Here is a 19,470-nt window from a genome sequence, read left to right as displayed (position 1 = left end):
TATAGACGAAAAAAACGCCCCATCAAATGGCTTCATCACTTTCTATATTTTCTGACCCTGCATTTTCTAACAATTCAATCGCAATCAAACCAGCATTTTGGCGCAAAGCTGCTTCAATCTCTGTAGCTATTTCCACATGTTCACGTAAAAACTGCTTTGCATTCTCACGCCCCTGCCCTAAACGCTGAGAATTATAAGAAAACCATGCACCAGATTTTTCCACAACACCAACCTTGACACCCAAATCAATCAATTCACCTACTTTGGAAATACCTTCACCATAAATAATATCAAACTCAACCTGTTTGAATGGAGGTGCCAATTTATTTTTCACTACTTTAACGCGCGTCTGATTACCAACGATTGAATCCCTATCTTTAATGGATCCAATGCGACGAATATCTAAACGAACAGAAGCATAAAACTTTAAAGCGTTTCCACCCGTTGTCGTTTCAGGAGAACCAAACATCACACCAATTTTCATGCGAATTTGATTAATAAAAACAACCATACAGTTAGAGCGAAAAATTGCTGCGGTTAATTTTCGTAACGCTTTACTCATTAACCGAGCTTGCAATCCGGGCAAAGCGTCACCCATTTCACCGTCAATTTCTGCTCGCGGTGTTAAAGCTGCGACAGAATCCACAACAAGCACATCAACGGCACCAGAACGAACCAACGTTTCTGTAATTTCCAATGCCTGTTCACCGGTATCTGGCTGAGAAATGAACAAGTTTTCTAAATCAACACCAAGCTTACGCGCATAAATAGGATCAAGCGCATGCTCTGCATCAATAAAAGCACAAATCCCACCACCTTTCTGTGCCTCAGCAATAGCATGGAGAGCCAATGTTGTTTTCCCAGAACTTTCTGGTCCATAAATCTCAACAATACGCCCCTTCGGTAATCCACCAATCCCTAAAGCAATATCCAAGGATAACGACCCTGTTGGAATTGTTTCAATCTCAACAACCTGCTCTTTTTGCCCAAGACGCATAATCGAGCCTTTACCAAAAGAACGTTCAATTTGTGAGAGAGCAGCATCGAGAGCTTTTGTTTTATCCACGATTATATCCTTGACCGAATCCATAATAACCTAAAACTTTAGTGTACACTGTACTTTTAATTTAACTAAAGGCTTGAGTTTAGATTTTCACAGACTATTTCCATTCCTATCTCCACATTATGTCCATAAACATTCATGACCATCACAATAAAGAATTGGCATTGTTATCTTATGCCACATAATAAACTCCAATAAAGTAATATCTCTATGGGAGCATAGTTAACATATTTATATCTCTCTAGAAAAGGAACAATTTAATTTTAAACACAATGTTCTACAACCCTTCTGCTTATCCCTTTGATTAAATACTTGAGAAACTAAGAATTCTCCTGCTATTGATCACACAAAAAACGCATCATCAATCAACCTCATACCCTATTGCATCGAAGAACAAAACGCTATTGTGTTGCATATTCATGCACTTGATTTAAGAAACATCTCTCAAAACTTCCAAGCTCACTTCGTGACAACAACTATGAATGTGGTATACTGTAAGACCCTTTGACGCCACCATCTTTACTCTATAGAAGGAGCAAACTGGCACCATCACACTATTTATCATCCCCCAATGTTGCGACAGCTCTCGGCACTTGAGACGATTCATAAGAGGGATTTTTAGTCCTTTCTTGTACAGTTTTTATCACACGCTAATCCTGCTTGTAACATGCAAGCGAATAACTTGATTGCTTCAACAAATAACAAACTTGGGATGAGAGAAATTTACGGTATTTGAAACTTTCATTCAACTTACGAAACAGTCAATTATCATTATAAGCCAATATATTATTTAATAAAAACCAAAAAAATAAAGCAGCTTAAAAGTTGAATGACATATTTAAATTGGAAAAAATATGCAATTTTGGAGATATCAAAAAAAATCTCTACAAGCAATGCAATAAATGTTTAAAATATAAGCTAAATTTCTCATACAATAACATAAGAGATCAATAAAAAACGTATTTCAACTCAAATTTTATTTTGATCTTTACGTTTTTTGCGCAACTGTTGCCACCACTCAAGACGTTTCACAATTTCACGCTCAAAACCACGCTCAACTGGTTTATAATAACTCTGACGCCCAAGTTTTTCGGGAAAATATTCTTGTCCTGAAAAAGCATCTGGTTCATCATGGTCATAACAATAACCACTTCCATACCCTTCTTCCTTCATAAATTTCGTAGGAGCATTAAGAATATGCTTAGGAGGTGGTAAAGAGCCATTTTTGCGTGCACAACGCAGTGCTGCTTTATACGCAAGATATGCTGCATTTGACTTTGGCGCAGTTGCAACATAAAGACATGCTTGCGCCAAAGCCAATTCTCCTTCTGGTGATCCTAAATAATCAAAGGAATCTTTTGCTGCATTACAAATGACAAGAGCTTGAGGATCCGCCAAACCAACATCTTCAACGGCCATACGAACCAATCTTCGCCCAATATAGAGAGGATCTTCACCAGCATCCAACATACGTGCCAAATAATAAAGCGCAGCATCAGGATCAGATCCACGAACGGATTTATGCAACGCTGAAATGAGATTATAATGCCCATCTCGTCCTTTATCATAAATAGGCGCACGACGCTGAATAACTTTTTGCAAAGCAACAACATCAAGAATCTCTCCCAATGGTGCAATAGACCAAACTTCCTCTGCCAATGTTAACGCAACCCTCGCATCACCATCAGACATCTCTATCAAAACGTCTCTGGCATCATTATCCAAGGGAAGAGTTTTTCCCTCCACTTCTTCAGCACGCCTCAAAAGCATGTCCAAACTTTCATGATCATGAGAAAGAAATATTAAAACACGTGCACGCGAAAGAAGGGCAGCATTCAGTTCAAAAGAAGGATTTTCGGTTGTTGCACCTATAAGTACCACAGTACCCTCTTCCATCACAGAAAGAAAACTATCCTGCTGTGCACGATTAAACCGATGAATTTCATCAACAAAGAGAAGTGTTTTATCCCCAGATATAAAACGCCTCTGCGCAACTTCAAAAATCTTTTTAAGTTCAGAAACTCCTGTAAAAATAGCAGAAACCTGTTCAAACGCGAAATTTGTTTCAAGGGCTAACAAACGTGCAACGGTCGTTTTTCCCGTCCCTGGAGGTCCCCAAAAAATCATCGATCCAATTGAGCCTGTTGCCGCCATACGTGAAAGCAAACCATCCTCTCCAATCAAATGCTTTTGTCCCACAACATCATTGAGAGAACAAGGGCGCATTCTTTCTGCTAGTGGCTGATTTTTATTAACTTGAAAATCAAACGACGAAGTAAAAAAATCTTTCTTCAAAAAAAACCTCAACGAATAAATTGGCGAATATACATACCATCACGTTCATATTCCAATTGCCACATATTTGAGCGACCTTGCATAAGAACCTTTTTCAACTGATGAACTGTTTGAATTTTATGGCCATTTACAACACGTAGAATATCTCCTGACTGAAAAATTCCAGCAGCATTGCTCATTTCCTCAAGATTGGTAATCACAACCCCTTTTGCAGATATAGGAAGATGAAAACGTCGACTATTTTGCGGTGTTAAATCTAACACCTCAGCACCAGCAAGAGGACTGTCACCCGTAATTTTTTCAGATTTTAAAAATGCAGTTTCTGATATCGATGAAACTGTTATTTGTGTTTTTAAAGTTTTTCCACTTCGTAAATATTCCAAAGCAAGACTATGCTCAACGTCAGCTGTCATCAAACGATACCCAAGACTATCTGGGCTGTCAACGCGTACCCCCTGCACACTCAAAATAACATCACCTACTTTCAATCCAGCTTTTTCAGCAGGACTATCTTTGATAACTTCAATAATCAGAGCACCATAGGGACGTTCTAAACCTAAACCACCAGCAATATCAGGTGTAACATTTTGAAAAGAAGCCCCAATATAAGGCGGCACAAAATATTTTCCACCGCGTTTAACAGTATCAAGCATTACTTTTACAAGATTAACTGGAATAGCAAAACCAATCCCTACAGAACCACCGGAACGCGAATAAATAGCCGTATTAATTCCGATTAACTGACCTTTCATATCAATTAAAGCGCCACCAGAATTCCCTGGATTAATGGCTGCGTCTGTTTGAATAAAAAAGTCAAAATCAGAAATCCCAACACGTGTACGCGCTTGCGCTGAAACAATACCACTTGTAACTGTTTGACCAACACCAAAAGGATTACCAATAGCAAGAACAAGATCACCAACTTCAACAGTATCAGAATTTCCCAAAGAAAGAACTGGAAATTGAGCATCTTTTTCCTTAACTTCAAGAATTGCAATATCAGTTGCTTCATCTTTGAGCACGACCTTACTCTCAAACTCCCGTCCATCAGAAAAAGCCACTTTAATTTCGCTTGCATCTTTAATGACGTGGTAATTTGTAACGATCAAACCACGTGCATCAACAATCACCCCTGATCCTAATGACGATTGCTTACGAACAGGAAATTTATTTTGAAAACGACCAAAAAATTGCTCAAAAAATGGATCGCCTTCAAAAGGTGATCTAGCTCTAATTTGTCGAGCTGCATAAATATTTACAACAGATGGAACTGTCTTTTTAACTAAAGGAGCAAATGAAAGAGTGATTTCTGTTTGTGTTTGAGGAACATGAGCATATACATGATCAAATGATATCTGCATCATAATTACAAAAAAAATCCGCACCCAAAAAGAACACCTCATAATCCACTCCTTATAAAATCAGCACATTCTGTTGAAGATTAATAGAATAAAAAAATGTATCCCCGCAAATTAAGGACCTCTATTAATATTTCATAATAGAGAATAAAAACAACCTATTTGAACAATAAATATTATAAAAATAAGATAATTCAATATTCTATAATTTTCTCTTTGCACCTATTTCTCAACTAAAACAAACTTAAAAATGCTCACAAAAAAACCGCCCAAGACAAGGCGGCCTTTAAAAATCCAACAGAATAAAAAACTCTACGAAGATGTTCCCTTTTCATTCTCAGAAGCTTCCATGCGAGCACGATCCCCAGCACCCTTCGCTTCAACATCACGATCAACAAATTCTATAACAGCCATGGGCGCATTATCACCGGTACGAAACCCCGCTTTCATAATACGCAAATACCCACCGTTGCGTGATGCATAACGTGGCGCAAGCGTATCAAATAATTTCGCAACCTTTCCTGCATCACGAAGTGCTGCAATAGCTTGCCGACGCGCATGCAAACCACCACGCTTACCAAGAGTAACAAGTTTTTCAACAATAGGACGAATTTCTTTAGCTTTTGGAAGCGTTGTCACAATCTGCTCATGCTCGATCAACGAAGTTGCCATATTTGCAAACATCGCTTTACGGTGACTGGCAGTACGGTTCAACTTGCGTCCTGACTTACTATGGCGCATAAGCCCTCTCCTTAAATTCTAATTTTAATATTGATCTTCATAACGTTTTGCAAGATCATCAATGTTTTCAGGCGGCCACGCAGGAATCTCCATCCCAAGATGTAAACCCATACACGCCAAAACTTCTTTAATCTCATTCAACGATTTTCGACCAAAGTTCGGTGTCCGAAGCATTTCAGATTCTGTTTTCTGAATCAGATCACCAATATAGACAATATTATCATTCTTAAGACAATTTGCCGAACGAACTGAAAGTTCTAATTCATCCACTTTTTTGAGAAGAGCAGGATTAAAAGAAAGCTCAGAATCAGCCTCTTCAACAGGCTCCTTCTGTGGCTCTTCAAAGTTAATAAATAAAGATAATTGATCCTGAAGAATGCGTGCTGCAAAAGCAACAGCATCCTCACCATTAACAGCACCGTTTGTTTCAATCGTGAGCGTTAATTTATCATAATCGAGAACTTGACCTTCGCGTGTATTTTCTACTTTATAAGATACCTTACGGATCGGTGAATAAAGACTATCAATTGGAATAAGCCCTATACGTGCATCATCAACACAATTACGATCAGATGGAACATACCCCTTTCCTGTGTTGACAATAAATTCCATACGAATTTCAGCTTCTTCATCAAGAGTACAAATAACATGATCTGGATTTAGAATTTCCATATCCCCAACTGTACTGATATCTCCCGCTTTCACAACACCAGGCCCCTCTTTATAAACGACGACACGTTTAGGACCTTCTTCTTCCATACGAAGCGCAATTTCTTTTATATTCAGAATAATATCCGTAACATCCTCACGCACACCTGGAATCGATGAAAATTCATGCAAGACACCGTCAATCTGCACAGCAGTAATAGCAGCACCACGAAGAGAAGATAACAAAACGCGACGAAGCGCATTTCCTAACGTTAAACCAAAACCACGCTCAAGAGGTTCAGCAATCACACTTATAATATTTGGATTATCATGTGCACATGATTCAACCTTATTGGGTTTAATAAGTTCCTGCCAGTTTTTCTGGATCATATTTTTATTCCCGTTCTTTAGTTCCGTTACCATTCAATCGTAACGACCAATGTGAACATCAGAGAAATCTCCGACAACAAAAAACAACACCCAATTAAACACGCCGCCTTTTCCGCGGACGACATCCATTATGAGGAATTGGTGTTACATCGCGAATAGAAGTAATGACAAAACCAACAGATTGCAATGCTCGTAGAGCAGATTCACGCCCTGATCCAGGTCCACAAACTTCAACTTCCAAAGAACGCATACCATGCTCTTGCGCTTTTCTTGCACAATCCTCCGCAGCAACTTGAGCAGCAAAAGGTGTCGATTTACGCGCACCTTTAAACCCCTGAGCTCCCGCAGATGACCAAGCAATTGCATTACCCTGAGCATCAGTAATAGTAATCATTGTGTTATTAAATGTTGAATTAATATGAACAACACCCGATGAAATATTTTTACGTTCGCGACGACGAACACGTGTGGCTTCCTTGGCCATAATTTCCCTTTCAACGATCTCATCACTGCCGTAACATCAGCAGCTCCACCTTTTTTCCTTGTCAAACAAATCAAACAAGAAAAAGAATATATAAAAACCTTCCACAAAGGCCCTTATTTCTTCTTACCGGCGATTGCCTTAGCCGGACCTTTACGCGTACGAGCATTCGTATGTGTACGCTGTCCTCGGACAGGCAAAGACCGGCGATGACGCAATCCTCGATAACAACCAAGATCCATCAAACGCTTAACATTCATAGCAACCTCACGACGAAGATCACCTTCAACTTGATACCCCTGATCTATTGCCTCACGAATCTGCAGCACCTCAGCATCTGAAAGCTCATGCACACGACGCCCCAAAGGAATGCCAACTCTTTCAATAATTTCTTGAGCAAATTTTGGTCCAATCCCGTGGATATATTGAAGCGCAATAATTACACGCTTATTTGTCGGGATATTGACGCCAGCAATACGAGCCACGCCTACTCTCCTTAGTTATTTTTGACAAATTGTTATAAAATACCTGATATACCTTACAGAAAAAAATAGACTCAGAAAAAAATTCTTCCGAATCCTATTATTTCACTAAAATAAATTAAATTTACTTTTGATAGATTTCATCTCAAAAGTCAACTCTTTTCATTTATTTCTAAAAAAAAATCTCATGAAAGAAACCCTCTAATCATACGTGTCACTTCAGCAACACCAATCATTCCATCAATAACCTTCAACATTCCCCTCTCTGAATAAAATTTTGATAAAGGAGCTGTTTTTTCACGATATTCTACTAATCTTTTTGCAAAAGCAACAGGATTGTCATCTAAACGAACCTGTCCACCAGCCGCTATTGTTTCTTCAACGCGCTTCTTCATACGTTCAATCAACACGTCTTCATCAACACACAACTCAATAACAGCATTAAGCTGCGTATTTTTTGAATCCAGTATCTGTTGCAACGCTTCTGCCTGTCCTACAGTTCGCGGATATCCATCCAAAACAAAACCGTTTACACAATCAGCTTCATCAATCCGATCTGATACGATTTGATTAACAATACTATCAGGTACCAAAGCACCAGAACTTATAATAGCTTTAGCTTTTTTACCAATCTCCGTTTCTTTGGCAATCACCTCACGCAACATATCCCCTGTTGATAAATGAGGAATGCTATATTCCTCAGTCAACATTTTTGCTTGCGTACCTTTTCCCGCTCCAGGAGGACCTAAAAGAATAACTCTCATCGATTCCTTCTACCTCCACGAAGTTTTGATTTTTTTATCAACCCTTCATATTGGTGGGCAACAAGATGCCCCTGAATTTGAGCAACCGTATCAAGTGTAACAGTAACAACAATCAACAAGGATGTTCCCCCAAGATAAAAAGGAACCTGTAATGCAGATATCATAAATTCAGGTAACAAACAAACCAAGATAATATAAAGTGCCCCCACAACAGTAATACGCGTCAAAACGTAATCAATATATTCGGCTGTACGCTCACCTGGACGAATCCCTGGAATAAAACCAGAATGTTTTTTCAACTGATCTGCAGTATCACTTGGATTAAACACAATAGCTGTATAAAAAAAGCAAAAAAACGCCATTAAAAATGCATAAACAATCATATAAAGTGGCTGTCCATGACCAAGAGCATAAGAAATCTCCTGAACCCATTGTGGCATTTTATCAGAAAAATTATTAATAGTGGCAGGCAATAATAATAAAGATGAAGCAAAAATAGGTGGAATAACACCAGCAGTATTCAACTTTAAAGGAAGATGCGACATATCTCCTTGAAACATTTGATTACCGACCTGACGTTTCGGGTATTGGATAAGAATTCGCCGTTGCGCACGCTCTATAAAAACAATAAGCCCAATAACCAAAACAGCAATAAGAACGATTCCTATTAAAAGAAAAGTTGATAAATCAGCCTGACTATGAGCTGTCAAAAGCTGAGCAAAAGTAGAAGGAAAGTTGGCTACAATCCCTGTAAAAATGATAAGAGAAACCCCATTACCAATACCACGTGACGTAATTTGCTCGCCAAGCCACATAAGAAACATCGTTCCGCCAACAAGCGTAATAACAGAAGAAATACGAAACATAAGACCTGGTTCTAAAACAATTTGAAGCCCCGACCCTATACCGCTTTCAAGCGCAACCGCAATACCAAAAGCTTGTAGGATTGCCAATACGACTGTTACATAACGCGTATATTGATTGATAATCTTACGACCTAAATCCCCTTCTTTTTTAAGAGTTTCCAAAGAAGGAATAATAGATGTTAACAATTGCACAATAATAGATGCCGATATATAAGGCATGATACCCAGCGCAAAAATAGCCATACGCCCAACGGCACCTCCAGCAAACATATTAAAGAGTCCTAATACACCCGACGCGTGATGTTCAAATGTTTGACGCAAAGCATCGATATTGATACCTGGAAGAGAGATGTAAGTGCCAAAACGATATACAAGAAGCGCCAACAGAGTAAACCAGATACGTTTCTTTAATTCAGTTGCACGCGAAAAGGTGCCGAAGTTTATATTGGAAGCAAATTGCTCTGCTGCTGATGCCATAAAACGTCTCCACTTTACACTCCAGTTCTTTAAATCACAGAAGTATAATCCTAAAATTCATATATGCATACATAAACAAATGCAGAACTTAAACAATTCTCCACAAAAGATCCCACAAAACAGATATCATTCTTCTTTAGGTCTCTATTCATATTAAAAAATTATCGAGCAATATCAGGAAGAATAACCTGACCACCCACTTTTTCAATCTTAACACGAGCAGCTTGTGAAGCACCAGAAACATGAAAGGTAATCTTAGTTTTCAAATCACCAGCAGAAAGAAGACGAACCCCATCTTTTTCACGACGAATAATACCAGCCTCTTTCAAAGAAACCATATCAACAGGCTTTTCAATATTCAACTTACCTGCATCAACTGCCAACTGAATACGTCCTAGTGAAACTTCATTGTAGGTTTTAGCAAAGAAATTCCTAAATCCACGTTTTGGCAAACGACGATAGATAGGCATTTGCCCACCTTCAAAACCATTAAGGGAAACACCAGAACGTGACTTTTGCCCTTTTACACCACGACCACCAGTCTTACCCATACCGGAACCAATACCACGCCCAACACGCTTACGATTTTTTGTTGCGCCTTCGCAATCACGCAGTTCATTGAGTTTCATATCTAATACTCCCGCAACCCTTAACCTTCATCTATAACGCGAACAAGATGCCGAACCCGAGCAATCATACCCCGCACACAAAGTGTATCATCTAAAACGCGCCGACGACGCATTTTATTTAGTCCAAGCCCCTTTAAGGTTGCACGCTGAATCTGTGAGTTTCGAATAGGGCTTCCAATTTGTTCCACAGTCACAGTTTTACCACTCTGAGATTTTTTCTGAACCATTTCCTAATTCCTTTTCTGATAATCTCAGAAACTACCCTTCTAGGTCGACTAAATGGCGACGACGCGCCTGCAAAGTCGAATACTTTATACCACGTTGAGCAGCAATATCTCTAGGATGCACTTGATGTTTCAATGCATCAAATGTTGCACGAACCATGTTATAAGGATTCGACGATCCTAGTGATTTTGCAACGACATCCTGCATACCAAGAGCTTCAAAAATAGCACGCATCGGTCCCCCAGCAATAATACCAGTACCAGCAGAAGCCGAACGTAGCAAAACACGCCCAGCTCCGTGACGACCTTCAAGATCATGATGCAATGTACGCCCAGACCGAAGCGGAACATAAATCATCCCACGTTTTGCAGATTCCGTTGCTTTACGAACGGCTTCTGGAACTTCACGGGCTTTACCATGTCCAAAACCCACACGCCCTTTTTGATCTCCAACGACAACAAGAGCGGCAAAACCAAAACGCCGACCACCCTTTACAACTTTAGCAACACGATTGATATGAACGAGCCTATCGACAAATTCATTATCGCGTTCTTCTCTCTCACCACGTTCTTTTTGTGCCATTCCTCATTCCTTTTTCTTTTCCGGAAGCACGATAACAAAGTCCCTCATCAAACTGGAAGAACTTAAACGAAATACTCTAAACTCTCCTTACTCATTCATAAATAAGAAATTTTAGAAATTCAAACCACCTTCACGAGCAGCTTCAGCTAAAGCTTTGACGCGACCATGGTACACATACGCTCCACGATCAAAAACCACCTCATTAACACCCGCTTTCTTCGCACGCTCAGCAATTAACTTACCAACAGCAAAGGCCGCCTTTTTATCAGCACCACTCTTTAACGATTTTTTCAAATCACTTTCAAGAGTAGAGGCTGAAACAAGTGTACATCCCCGCAAATCATCGATAACTTGAGCATAAATATTCTGATTTGAACGATAAACACTAAGCCGAGGACGATCATGAGAAACCATTTTAATTCTACGACGAACACGCCTTGCACGACGTTGGATAATGTCCTTAGATGAAACCATAATACAAAATCCTTATTTCTTTTTACCTTCTTTACGGAAGATACGTTCATCTGCATGCTTAACACCTTTACCTTTATAAGGCTCAGGCCTACGATACTCACGAATCTCCGCTGCAACTTGTCCAACTTGCTGTTTATCAATTCCAGAAACAACAATTTCCGTTGGCTTAGGAACAGTCACAGTAACACCCGACGGAACTTTATAAACCACATCATGCGAAAAACCCAGAGATAGTTGAACATCCTTACCCTGCAAAGCAGCACGATAACCAACCCCATTAATCTCCAACCTCTTTTCAAAACCATCTTTCACACCACAAAAAATGTTCTCAATCATTGAGCGCGACATACCCCATTTAGAACGCGCATCTTTTGACTGATCCCGCGGCATAACTGATATGATATTGTCCTCAAGTTTGACTAAGACTTCATCATTGACGACGTAACTCAGCTCACCTTTTGGACCTTTTGCCTTAACCAGCTGACCTTCAACAGTAGCAGTAACTCCAGAAGGAATTGAAATGGGTTTCTTTCCAATACGAGACATTGTTCTAACCTACTTTTTCTTCCGTTTTCTTGACATAACTTAGAAAACACGACAAAGGAGTTCTCCACCAACATTCTGTTCACGCGCCTCATGATCTGCCATGACGCCTTTAGGAGTCGATAAAATCGAAATACCAAGGCCATTTGCCACCTGAGGAAGTGACTTAGCAGAAACATACACACGACGCCCTGGCTTTGATACACGTGAAATCTCACGAATAGCAGCCAGCCCTTCAAAATACTTCAATTCGATTTCAATTTCAGCTTTTCCATCACCTAAATTAATTCGATTATATCCGCGAATATAACCTTCCGACTGAAGAACATCAAGAACGTGTGCACGAAGCTTCGAAGCTGGAGTAACTACTTTACCTTTTTTACGACCAAGTGCATTACGAATACGTGTTAACATATCACCAAGAGGATCTGACATAGACATTAAATAATCTCCTCTTACCAACTAGACTTTACAATACCAGGAATATAGCCAATAGAGCCAAGCTCACGCAACGCAATTCGCGACATTTTTAATTTACGATAATAAGCCCGCGGACGACCTGAAACCTCACAGCGATTACGAATACGAACTTTCGAAGAATTACGCGGCAACTCTGCCAACTGAACAGAAGCTTTAAAACGTTCTTCAAGAGAAACCTTCTGATCCATAACTATTGCTTTCAAACGTGCACGACGAGCAGCATAGCACTTTACCATCAACTCACGACGCTTATTTTTTTCAACGGCACTTACTTTGGCCATAATTTCACCTCACTACGCTTGCCGTTACGAACGAAAAGGAAAATTAAAAGCACGCAATAACTCACGAGCTTCATCATCCGTTTTTGCTGTCGTACAAACAATAATATCCATGCCCCAAATTTGATCAACTTTATCATAGTTGATTTCTGGAAACACAATGTGTTCTTTAATACCCATAGCAAAATTGCCACGACCATCAAAACTCTTTGGATTTAAACCACGAAAGTCACGAACCCGCGGAAGAGCAATCGTCACAAGACGATCTAAAAACTCAAACATACGATCTTTACGCAATGTAACTTTAGCCCCAAGAGGCATTCCTTCACGAACCTTAAAGGTCGCAATAGAATTACGCGCACGCGTAACAACAGCCTTCTGACCCGTTATTAGCCCTAAATCCTCAGCAGCAAGGGAAGGTTTCTTGGAATCAGCAGTTGCTTCACCTATCCCCATATTTATTACAACTTTATCAATCCGCGGAATTTGCATTGCATTTCTGTAATTAAACCTCTCTTGAAGCACTTTACGAATCACTTCAAAATAATGCGCTTTCATACGCGGTATTTGTCTTTCCTCAGCCATTAATCAACTCTCCCGAACGCTTGGCAAAACGAACCTTATTACCATCTGCATTCACACGAAAGCCTACACGTGTAGGCCTACCATCTTTAGGATCAGCAATCGCCAAATTAGACAGATGAATCGGAGCTTCTTTAGAAATAATTCCAGCTTCTTGCTTCTGCGTTTGACGTTGATGACGTTTAATCATATTAATCCCACGAACAAAAGCCTTATTCTCTTTTGGACTAACCTTAATTACTTCACCACTACATCCTTTATCCTTACCGGACAAAACAACAACTTTATCACCTTTTCGAATCTTCTGCATAACATTTACTCCTTACAGAACTTCAGGAGCAAGCGAGATGATCTTCATATGATTCCTACCACGCAATTCACGGGGAACAGGTCCAAAGATACGAGTACCGATCGGCTCTTTTTTATTATCCACCAAAACCGCAGCATTACTATCAAAACGAATGACACTACCATCTGCGCGACGAATATCCTTAGCAGTACGAACCACAACAGCTTTCATAACATCACCTTTTTTAACACGTCCACGAGGAATTGCATCCTTAACCGAAACAACAATAATGTCACCGACCGAAGCATATTTCCGCTTTGAACCGCCTAACACTTTGATGCACATGACACGACGCGCTCCAGAATTATCAGCAACGTCGAGGTTTGTTTGCATCTGAATCATGACTGGCCACCTTCTCTTAATACATATATCCGATTGTACCTTTTACACACTCGGATTTGCCTGCCAAATAACGATAAAGTTATCGCCTTCAAATTTATCAATGATAACCACACTGTTAAATTCTAAAACAATAAGCTTAACTCATTACGCTACATTGTCTTTTACAACAATCCAACATTTATCTTTCGAAATTGGTCTAGATTCTTGAATAGAAACTTGATCCCCAATCTTAAATTGGTTGTTTTCGTCATGCGCTTTATAATTTTTAGACTGCCGAACAGTCTTCTTAAGAAGCGGATGAGAATAACGGCGTTCAACTTTGACAACAACAGTCTTATCATTTTTGTCGCTAATAACAACACCCTGCAAAACGCGTTTAGGCATCTCTTATTTCCTTAAACCTTACTTTCACTTATCTTTTGACGAAGAAAAGTTTTAATACGCGCAATATCACGACGAACTTGTCTAACGCGCGCAGTCTTTTCTAATTGACCTGTTGCTTTTTGAAAACGCAAATTAAATTGCTCTTTCTTTAACTTAGCCAATTCATCTTTCATTTGGTCGAGCGTTTGCGCCCGTAATTCTGTGGCTCTCATCGCTTAACCTCACTATTCAGCAATACGCTGGATGAAACGCGTTTTTATAGGCAACTTTGCAGCACCCAATCTTAGTGCTTCACGTGCAACATCCTCCGGAACTCCATCAAGCTCAAACATGACGCGCCCAGGAGCAACACGTGCAGCCCAATAATCAACACTTCCCTTACCTTTACCCATACGAACTTCAGTCGGTTTAGATGTAACCGGAAGATCTGGAAAAATACGAATCCACACACGACCAGAACGCTTCATATAACGTGTAATCGCACGACGGGCCGCTTCAATTTGACGAGCAGTGACCCGCTCCGGCTCAACAGCCTTCAAACCGTAGGCACCGAAATTCAAATCCGTACCACCCTTCGCAAAACCGTGAATACGGCCTTTGAACTGTTTACGGAACTTTGTGCGCTTTGGCTGCAACATTGTTCTCTACTCCAAATTTTAGTTCAATCTCAAAAACTAAGCATTTTCGCGGCGACGATTCGATGAAGAACCAGATTGATCAGCTTCCGTAGAACGACGTTCTGAAGCCATCGGATCATGCTCAAGAATCTCACCCTTAAAGACCCAAACTTTAATACCACAAATACCATAAGCAGTCTTAGCTTCTGCTGTACCGTAATCAACATCAGAACGCAAGGTATGAAGTGGAACACGACCTTCACGATACCATTCCATACGAGCAATTTCAGCACCACCAAGACGGCCAGAACAATTGATACGAATACCTTCCGCACCAAGACGCATAGCAGACTGAACAGCACGCTTCATTGCACGACGAAAAGCAACACGACGCTCTAACTGTTGAGCAATTGATTGCGCAATAATTGTCGCATCAATCTCCGGTTTACGAATCTCCACAATATTCAATGAAGTTTCAGCATCCGTCATTTCTGATAGCTTACGACGAAGCTTTTCGATATCAGCACCCTTTTTACCAATAATCAAACCAGGACGTGCAGAATGAATCGTAATACGACACTTTTTATGAGGACGCTCAATAACAACCTTAGAAATAGCTGCCTGTTTAAGCTCCTCAAGCACATATGAACGAATTTTCAAATCTTCATGAAGAAGGCGCCCATATTCACCACTATCAGCATACCAACGAGAGTCCCAAGTCCGATTAACACCAAGACGAAGTCCTATTGGATTGATCTTCTGCCCCATTACGCGGCCTCCACTTTTTCGGTAACTTCACGAACAATAACAGTAAGATGCGAAAATGGACGTTCAATTCTACTAGCACGCCCTCGACCACGAACATGAAAGCGCTTCATCACTATCGACTTACCAACATAAGCTTCCGCCACAACAAGCGAATCAATATCAAGATCGTGGTTATTTTCTGCATTTGCAATTGCTGATTCAAGCGTTTTTTTCACAGTAGCAGCAATACGCTTGCGTGAAAACATCAAATCAGCGAGCGCTACATTAACTCTTTTACCACGAATCATTGCAGCAACTAAATTAAGCTTCTGCGGACTAACACGAATTGTCCGCGTGACAGCTCTTGCTTCATTATCTTTAAGCTGGCGCGAAACTTTAGCTTTTCCCATTCCTACTTCCTCTTCGCTTTCTTATCGGCACCATGACCATAATAAGTTCGGGTAGGAGCGAACTCACCAAACTTATGCCCAACCATCTCTTCAGAAACAGAAACAGGAATATGCTTATTACCGTTGTAAACACCAAAAGTTAAACCAACAAATTGCGGTAAAATAGTAGAGCGACGACTCCATATTTTTATAACTTCGTTGCGCCCACTTGAACGTACCTTCTCTGCTTTACCAAGAAGATAGCCGTCAACAAACGGACCTTTCCACACTGAACGAACCACCTCAGACTACCTTTCTCATTTCTTGCGTTGATGACGCGTACGCATAATAAATTTATCAGTAGCTTTATTGGAGCGCGTACGCTTACCTTTCGTAGGTTTACCCCAAGGAGATACTGGATGGCGCCCCCCCGATGTACGACCTTCACCGCCACCGTGTGGATGATCAACGGGGTTCATAGCAACACCACGAACATGTGGACGCTTACCACGCCAACGTGACCGACCTGCTTTACCATCATTAATATTCCCATGATCAGGATTTGAAACAGCGCCAACAGTTGCAAAACAGCTACTCGGAACCAAACGCTGCTCACCAGAATTTAAACGAAGAATAGCCATGCCATGATCTCGTCCAACCAACTGCGCATAAGCACCTGCTGAACGTGCAATCTGCCCTCCTTTTCCTGGCTTCATCTCAACATTATGAATAATTGTACCTACAGGCATATTAGCAAGAGGCATAGCATTACCTGGTTTAACATCCACATTTAAACCAGCCATAACAGAATCACCGACACCAAGACGCTGTGGTGCAAGAATATAACTCAATTGCCCATCCTCATAGCGGATTAAAGCAATAAAAGCGGTACGATTAGGATCGTATTCTAAACGCTCAACCTTTGCTGAAACATCACGTTTAAGACGCTTAAAGTCGACAAATCGATAACTACGTTTATGTCCACCACCCTGAAAACGAGCAGTAACACGACCGCGATTATTACGTCCACCCTTTGAAGACAAACCTTCTGTTAACATCTTTACAGGTTTTCCCTTATAAAGACAAGAACGTTCCACAATAACAAGCTGACGCTGCCCAGGTGTCATTGGATTAAATTGCTTAAGTGCCATTATTCCTATCTCCGAGCCTCTTAAAGACCTGTCGAAACGTCGATAGTCTGACCACTGGCCAGAGTTACGATCGCTTTTTTGACATCACTCTGCCGACCAACTATACCTTTGAAACGCTTCACTTTACCCTTACGGACTATCGTGTTAACTGCTTTAACTTTTACGCTAAAAAGCGCTTCAATAGCAGCCTTAATCTCAGGCTTCGTCGCTTTCGGCGCGACATTAAAAGCAACTTGATTATACTCAGAAATCATAGTCGCCTTTTCAGTAATAACTGGACTAATAATTATATCATAATGGCGAAGATCTGTCATTTAAAACGCTCCTCAAGAGCCTCAATAGCTGCTTTTGATAAAACAAGTTTGCTGCGACGCAAAATATCATAAACATTAATTCCCTGAATAGGCAAAATGTCAATATTAGGGATATTAGAGGCTGCACGAAAAAAGTTAATATCAATCTCTTTACCACCAATCAAGAGAGCGTTATTAAATCCAAGCTTAGAAAAATGAGAAACAAGCATTTTCGTTTTAGCATCCTTAACAGTCAACTCATCCACAACAATTAAATCTTTTGCTTTTAATTTTGCAGATAAAGCAAGACGTAACCCAAGAGCACGAATCTTTTTAGGAAGATCATGCGCATGGCTACGAACCACCGGTCCATGTGCCTTACCCCCACCTCTAAACTGCGGTGCACGTGCAGATGAATGTCGAGCACGCCCAGTTCCTTTCTGCTTAAACATTTTTGCCCCTGTTCGCGACACATCAGAACGACCTTGGGATTGATGACTTCCCTGCTGACGACGTGCAAGCTGCCAACGAACAACACGTTGCAAAATATCCTCACGCGGTACAAGATCAAAAATAGCTTCAGAAACCTTTAATTTGCCAGCTTCATTACCATCAAGAGTTTTAATTACAAGATCCATTATTAGGCTCCCTCAACTTCAGAGGTTTCCGTCACCGGAGTAACCATTTCCGCTTTCTCCTTCACAAGACGGCGAATACCAGCAGGCTTTGGAGCATTATCAGGAAGACGCTTCTTCACAGCATCCCGTATCAAAATCCAAGAACCTTTAGAACCAGAAACAGCACCACGCACTAAAATTAAACCACGCTCACTATCAGTGGAAATAACTTCAATATTCTGTGTTGTTACACGCACTTGCCCCATATGGCCAGCCATTTTTTTGCCTTTAAAAACTTTACCAGGATCTTGGCACTGCCCTGTAGAACCATGAGCACGATGTGTGATCGAATTACCATGGGAAGCACGATGCCCACCAAAGTTATGTCGTTTCATAACACCAGCAAACCCCTTACCAATACTGGTACCAGTCACATCAACTCTTTGTCCTGGAACAAAATGTTCCACTGTAATCTCAGTACCAACATCAAGAAGATTGTCGGGACTGACACGAAACTCTGCTATTTTGGCTTTAGGCTCAACAGAAGCCTTAGCAAAATGTCCACGAAGAGCTTGTGAAGTATTCTTAACCTTAGCAAAGCCTACACCTAATTGAACAGCAGTATAACCATTCTTTTCAACTGTACGCTGAGCAACGACTTGACAATTCTCCAAACGAAGTACCGTCACCGGCACATGCTCACCAGCATCATTATAAATACGGGTCATGCCCAGCTTCTGTGCTATTACACCTGAACGCATCGGGTCTGTTCCTTCTGTCCTCAAACCTCAGAGCTTAATTTCTACATCCACACCAGCAGAAAGATCGAGCTTCATAAGCGCATCCACTGTTTGCGGCGTTGGATCAACAATGTCAAGAAGACGCTTATGTGTTCGCATCTCAAACTGCTCACGACTTTTCTTATCGATATGCGGTCCACGATTGACCGTAAACTTCTCAATCCGCGTCGGAAGCGGAATGGGACCACGGACATTTGCACCGGTACGTTTAGCAGTCGATACAATCTCACGCGTCGACGTATCAAGAATTCTATGATCAAACGCTTTCAAGCGAATGCGAATATTCTGACTGTTCATGCTCTTTATTTCCCTGTTATACAAAGTGCCTTCAATAATCAAAGCACTCAACAAGCATTATTTATTCAATGATCTTAGAGACGATACCGGCACCAACAGTACGACCACCTTCACGAATAGCAAAAC

The 19,470-nt window shown here is 40.6% G+C and carries 30 protein-coding genes and 1 pseudogene; all 31 read right to left on the bottom strand.

Annotation, left to right across the window (positions count from 1 at the left end; all coding sequences use genetic code 11):
* Nucleotides 1-22: 22 nt before the first annotated feature.
* Nucleotides 23-1,066, bottom strand: a complete 1,044-nt coding sequence (recA, locus tag ACFINU_RS02010; protein WP_273791424.1) for a recombinase RecA — start codon at nucleotides 1,064-1,066, stop codon at nucleotides 23-25.
* A 966-nt stretch (nucleotides 1,067-2,032) separates the two neighbouring features.
* The gene (locus ACFINU_RS02005) at nucleotides 2,033-3,358 is read right to left on the bottom strand and encodes a replication-associated recombination protein A (RefSeq protein WP_375617732.1); all 1,326 of its coding nucleotides are present in this window, start codon (nucleotides 3,356-3,358) and stop codon (nucleotides 2,033-2,035) included.
* An 8-nt stretch (nucleotides 3,359-3,366) separates the two neighbouring features.
* Entirely contained in the window at nucleotides 3,367-4,761 is a 1,395-nt protein-coding gene (locus ACFINU_RS02000; protein WP_375617731.1) for a DegQ family serine endoprotease, read from the bottom strand.
* A gap of 267 nt (nucleotides 4,762-5,028) precedes the next feature.
* Nucleotides 5,029-5,457, bottom strand: coding sequence for a 50S ribosomal protein L17 (gene rplQ / locus ACFINU_RS01995; protein WP_273791421.1), 429 nt, complete (start codon nucleotides 5,455-5,457; stop codon nucleotides 5,029-5,031).
* A gap of 24 nt (nucleotides 5,458-5,481) precedes the next feature.
* The gene (locus ACFINU_RS01990; protein ID WP_375611485.1) at nucleotides 5,482-6,495 is read right to left on the bottom strand and encodes a DNA-directed RNA polymerase subunit alpha; all 1,014 of its coding nucleotides are present in this window, start codon (nucleotides 6,493-6,495) and stop codon (nucleotides 5,482-5,484) included.
* A 94-nt stretch (nucleotides 6,496-6,589) separates the two neighbouring features.
* Entirely contained in the window at nucleotides 6,590-6,979 is a 390-nt protein-coding gene (rpsK, locus tag ACFINU_RS01985) for a 30S ribosomal protein S11 (protein ID WP_007347762.1), read from the bottom strand.
* A gap of 113 nt (nucleotides 6,980-7,092) precedes the next feature.
* Nucleotides 7,093-7,461: a 30S ribosomal protein S13 gene (gene rpsM / locus ACFINU_RS01980; protein WP_026500557.1), complete on the bottom strand. Its 369-nt coding sequence runs from the start codon at nucleotides 7,459-7,461 to the stop codon at nucleotides 7,093-7,095.
* Nucleotides 7,462-7,643: 182 nt separating this feature from the next.
* Nucleotides 7,644-8,222, bottom strand: a complete 579-nt coding sequence (locus ACFINU_RS01975) for an adenylate kinase (protein ID WP_375617730.1) — start codon at nucleotides 8,220-8,222, stop codon at nucleotides 7,644-7,646.
* Nucleotides 8,219-9,565 carry a preprotein translocase subunit SecY gene (gene secY, locus ACFINU_RS01970; protein ID WP_375617729.1) on the bottom strand — a complete coding sequence of 449 codons (1,347 nt, stop codon included), beginning with the start codon at nucleotides 9,563-9,565 and terminating at the stop codon, nucleotides 8,219-8,221. The genes ACFINU_RS01975 and secY overlap by 4 nt, the downstream gene beginning before the upstream one ends.
* Before the next feature lie 161 nt (nucleotides 9,566-9,726).
* Complete coding sequence (gene rplO, locus ACFINU_RS01965) at nucleotides 9,727-10,194, bottom strand: 50S ribosomal protein L15 (protein ID WP_375617728.1); 468 nt, start codon at nucleotides 10,192-10,194, stop codon at nucleotides 9,727-9,729.
* 20 nt (nucleotides 10,195-10,214) lie between these two features.
* Nucleotides 10,215-10,421, bottom strand: a complete 207-nt coding sequence (rpmD, locus tag ACFINU_RS01960; protein ID WP_375611481.1) for a 50S ribosomal protein L30 — start codon at nucleotides 10,419-10,421, stop codon at nucleotides 10,215-10,217.
* Nucleotides 10,422-10,452: 31 nt separating this feature from the next.
* A complete protein-coding gene (rpsE, locus tag ACFINU_RS01955; RefSeq protein ID WP_375617727.1) occupies nucleotides 10,453-11,001 on the bottom strand; it encodes a 30S ribosomal protein S5 in 549 nt (182 codons plus the stop codon).
* 111 nt (nucleotides 11,002-11,112) lie between these two features.
* Nucleotides 11,113-11,475, bottom strand: coding sequence for a 50S ribosomal protein L18 (gene rplR / locus ACFINU_RS01950; RefSeq protein ID WP_273791414.1), 363 nt, complete (start codon nucleotides 11,473-11,475; stop codon nucleotides 11,113-11,115).
* A gap of 12 nt (nucleotides 11,476-11,487) precedes the next feature.
* Nucleotides 11,488-12,021, bottom strand: coding sequence for a 50S ribosomal protein L6 (rplF, locus tag ACFINU_RS01945; protein WP_375617726.1), 534 nt, complete (start codon nucleotides 12,019-12,021; stop codon nucleotides 11,488-11,490).
* Nucleotides 12,022-12,060: 39 nt separating this feature from the next.
* Entirely contained in the window at nucleotides 12,061-12,459 is a 399-nt protein-coding gene (rpsH, locus tag ACFINU_RS01940) for a 30S ribosomal protein S8 (RefSeq protein ID WP_375617725.1), read from the bottom strand.
* 14 nt (nucleotides 12,460-12,473) lie between these two features.
* Complete coding sequence (gene rpsN / locus ACFINU_RS01935) at nucleotides 12,474-12,779, bottom strand: 30S ribosomal protein S14 (RefSeq protein WP_375617724.1); 306 nt, start codon at nucleotides 12,777-12,779, stop codon at nucleotides 12,474-12,476.
* 24 nt (nucleotides 12,780-12,803) lie between these two features.
* Nucleotides 12,804-13,361: a 50S ribosomal protein L5 gene (gene rplE / locus ACFINU_RS01930; RefSeq protein ID WP_375617723.1), complete on the bottom strand. Its 558-nt coding sequence runs from the start codon at nucleotides 13,359-13,361 to the stop codon at nucleotides 12,804-12,806.
* Entirely contained in the window at nucleotides 13,354-13,668 is a 315-nt protein-coding gene (rplX, locus tag ACFINU_RS01925; protein WP_375617722.1) for a 50S ribosomal protein L24, read from the bottom strand. Before rplX ends, rplE begins: the two co-directional genes overlap by 8 nt.
* A gap of 12 nt (nucleotides 13,669-13,680) precedes the next feature.
* Nucleotides 13,681-14,049, bottom strand: coding sequence for a 50S ribosomal protein L14 (rplN, locus tag ACFINU_RS01920; RefSeq protein ID WP_004855715.1), 369 nt, complete (start codon nucleotides 14,047-14,049; stop codon nucleotides 13,681-13,683).
* A gap of 144 nt (nucleotides 14,050-14,193) precedes the next feature.
* Nucleotides 14,194-14,433 carry a 30S ribosomal protein S17 gene (gene rpsQ, locus ACFINU_RS01915; RefSeq protein WP_375617721.1) on the bottom strand — a complete coding sequence of 80 codons (240 nt, stop codon included), beginning with the start codon at nucleotides 14,431-14,433 and terminating at the stop codon, nucleotides 14,194-14,196.
* Nucleotides 14,434-14,444: 11 nt separating this feature from the next.
* Nucleotides 14,445-14,645 carry a 50S ribosomal protein L29 gene (gene rpmC, locus ACFINU_RS01910; RefSeq protein WP_375606714.1) on the bottom strand — a complete coding sequence of 67 codons (201 nt, stop codon included), beginning with the start codon at nucleotides 14,643-14,645 and terminating at the stop codon, nucleotides 14,445-14,447.
* Nucleotides 14,646-14,657: 12 nt separating this feature from the next.
* Nucleotides 14,658-15,071 carry a 50S ribosomal protein L16 gene (rplP, locus tag ACFINU_RS01905; RefSeq protein ID WP_375611475.1) on the bottom strand — a complete coding sequence of 138 codons (414 nt, stop codon included), beginning with the start codon at nucleotides 15,069-15,071 and terminating at the stop codon, nucleotides 14,658-14,660.
* Nucleotides 15,072-15,107: 36 nt separating this feature from the next.
* Nucleotides 15,108-15,818, bottom strand: a complete 711-nt coding sequence (gene rpsC, locus ACFINU_RS01900) for a 30S ribosomal protein S3 (RefSeq protein ID WP_375617720.1) — start codon at nucleotides 15,816-15,818, stop codon at nucleotides 15,108-15,110.
* Nucleotides 15,818-16,207 carry a 50S ribosomal protein L22 gene (gene rplV, locus ACFINU_RS01895; protein ID WP_273791407.1) on the bottom strand — a complete coding sequence of 130 codons (390 nt, stop codon included), beginning with the start codon at nucleotides 16,205-16,207 and terminating at the stop codon, nucleotides 15,818-15,820. Before rplV ends, rpsC begins: the two co-directional genes overlap by 1 nt.
* 2 nt (nucleotides 16,208-16,209) lie before the next feature.
* Complete coding sequence (gene rpsS, locus ACFINU_RS01890) at nucleotides 16,210-16,488, bottom strand: 30S ribosomal protein S19 (protein WP_375617719.1); 279 nt, start codon at nucleotides 16,486-16,488, stop codon at nucleotides 16,210-16,212.
* Between the two features lie 15 nt (nucleotides 16,489-16,503).
* Nucleotides 16,504-17,337: a 50S ribosomal protein L2 gene (gene rplB / locus ACFINU_RS01885; RefSeq protein WP_375617718.1), complete on the bottom strand. Its 834-nt coding sequence runs from the start codon at nucleotides 17,335-17,337 to the stop codon at nucleotides 16,504-16,506.
* A 20-nt stretch (nucleotides 17,338-17,357) separates the two neighbouring features.
* Nucleotides 17,358-17,651, bottom strand: a complete 294-nt coding sequence (locus tag ACFINU_RS01880) for a 50S ribosomal protein L23 (RefSeq protein WP_273723987.1) — start codon at nucleotides 17,649-17,651, stop codon at nucleotides 17,358-17,360.
* Nucleotides 17,648-18,268 (bottom strand): 50S ribosomal protein L4, encoded by a 621-nt coding sequence (gene rplD, locus ACFINU_RS01875; protein ID WP_375617717.1) that lies wholly within the window; start codon nucleotides 18,266-18,268, stop codon nucleotides 17,648-17,650. The genes ACFINU_RS01880 and rplD overlap by 4 nt, the downstream gene beginning before the upstream one ends.
* A gap of 2 nt (nucleotides 18,269-18,270) precedes the next feature.
* Nucleotides 18,271-19,008, bottom strand: a complete 738-nt coding sequence (rplC, locus tag ACFINU_RS01870; protein WP_273791404.1) for a 50S ribosomal protein L3 — start codon at nucleotides 19,006-19,008, stop codon at nucleotides 18,271-18,273.
* A 27-nt stretch (nucleotides 19,009-19,035) separates the two neighbouring features.
* Nucleotides 19,036-19,344: a 30S ribosomal protein S10 gene (gene rpsJ / locus ACFINU_RS01865; RefSeq protein ID WP_005773267.1), complete on the bottom strand. Its 309-nt coding sequence runs from the start codon at nucleotides 19,342-19,344 to the stop codon at nucleotides 19,036-19,038.
* 61 nt (nucleotides 19,345-19,405) lie between these two features.
* A pseudogene (locus ACFINU_RS01860) lies at nucleotides 19,406-19,470 on the bottom strand (elongation factor Tu); the annotation flags it as partial.

It is taken from the genome of Bartonella sp. AC130YNZD (assembly GCF_042196865.1).
Taxonomy (GTDB): domain Bacteria; phylum Pseudomonadota; class Alphaproteobacteria; order Rhizobiales; family Rhizobiaceae; genus Bartonella.
This window is presented reverse-complemented; position numbering and strand designations above follow the sequence as displayed.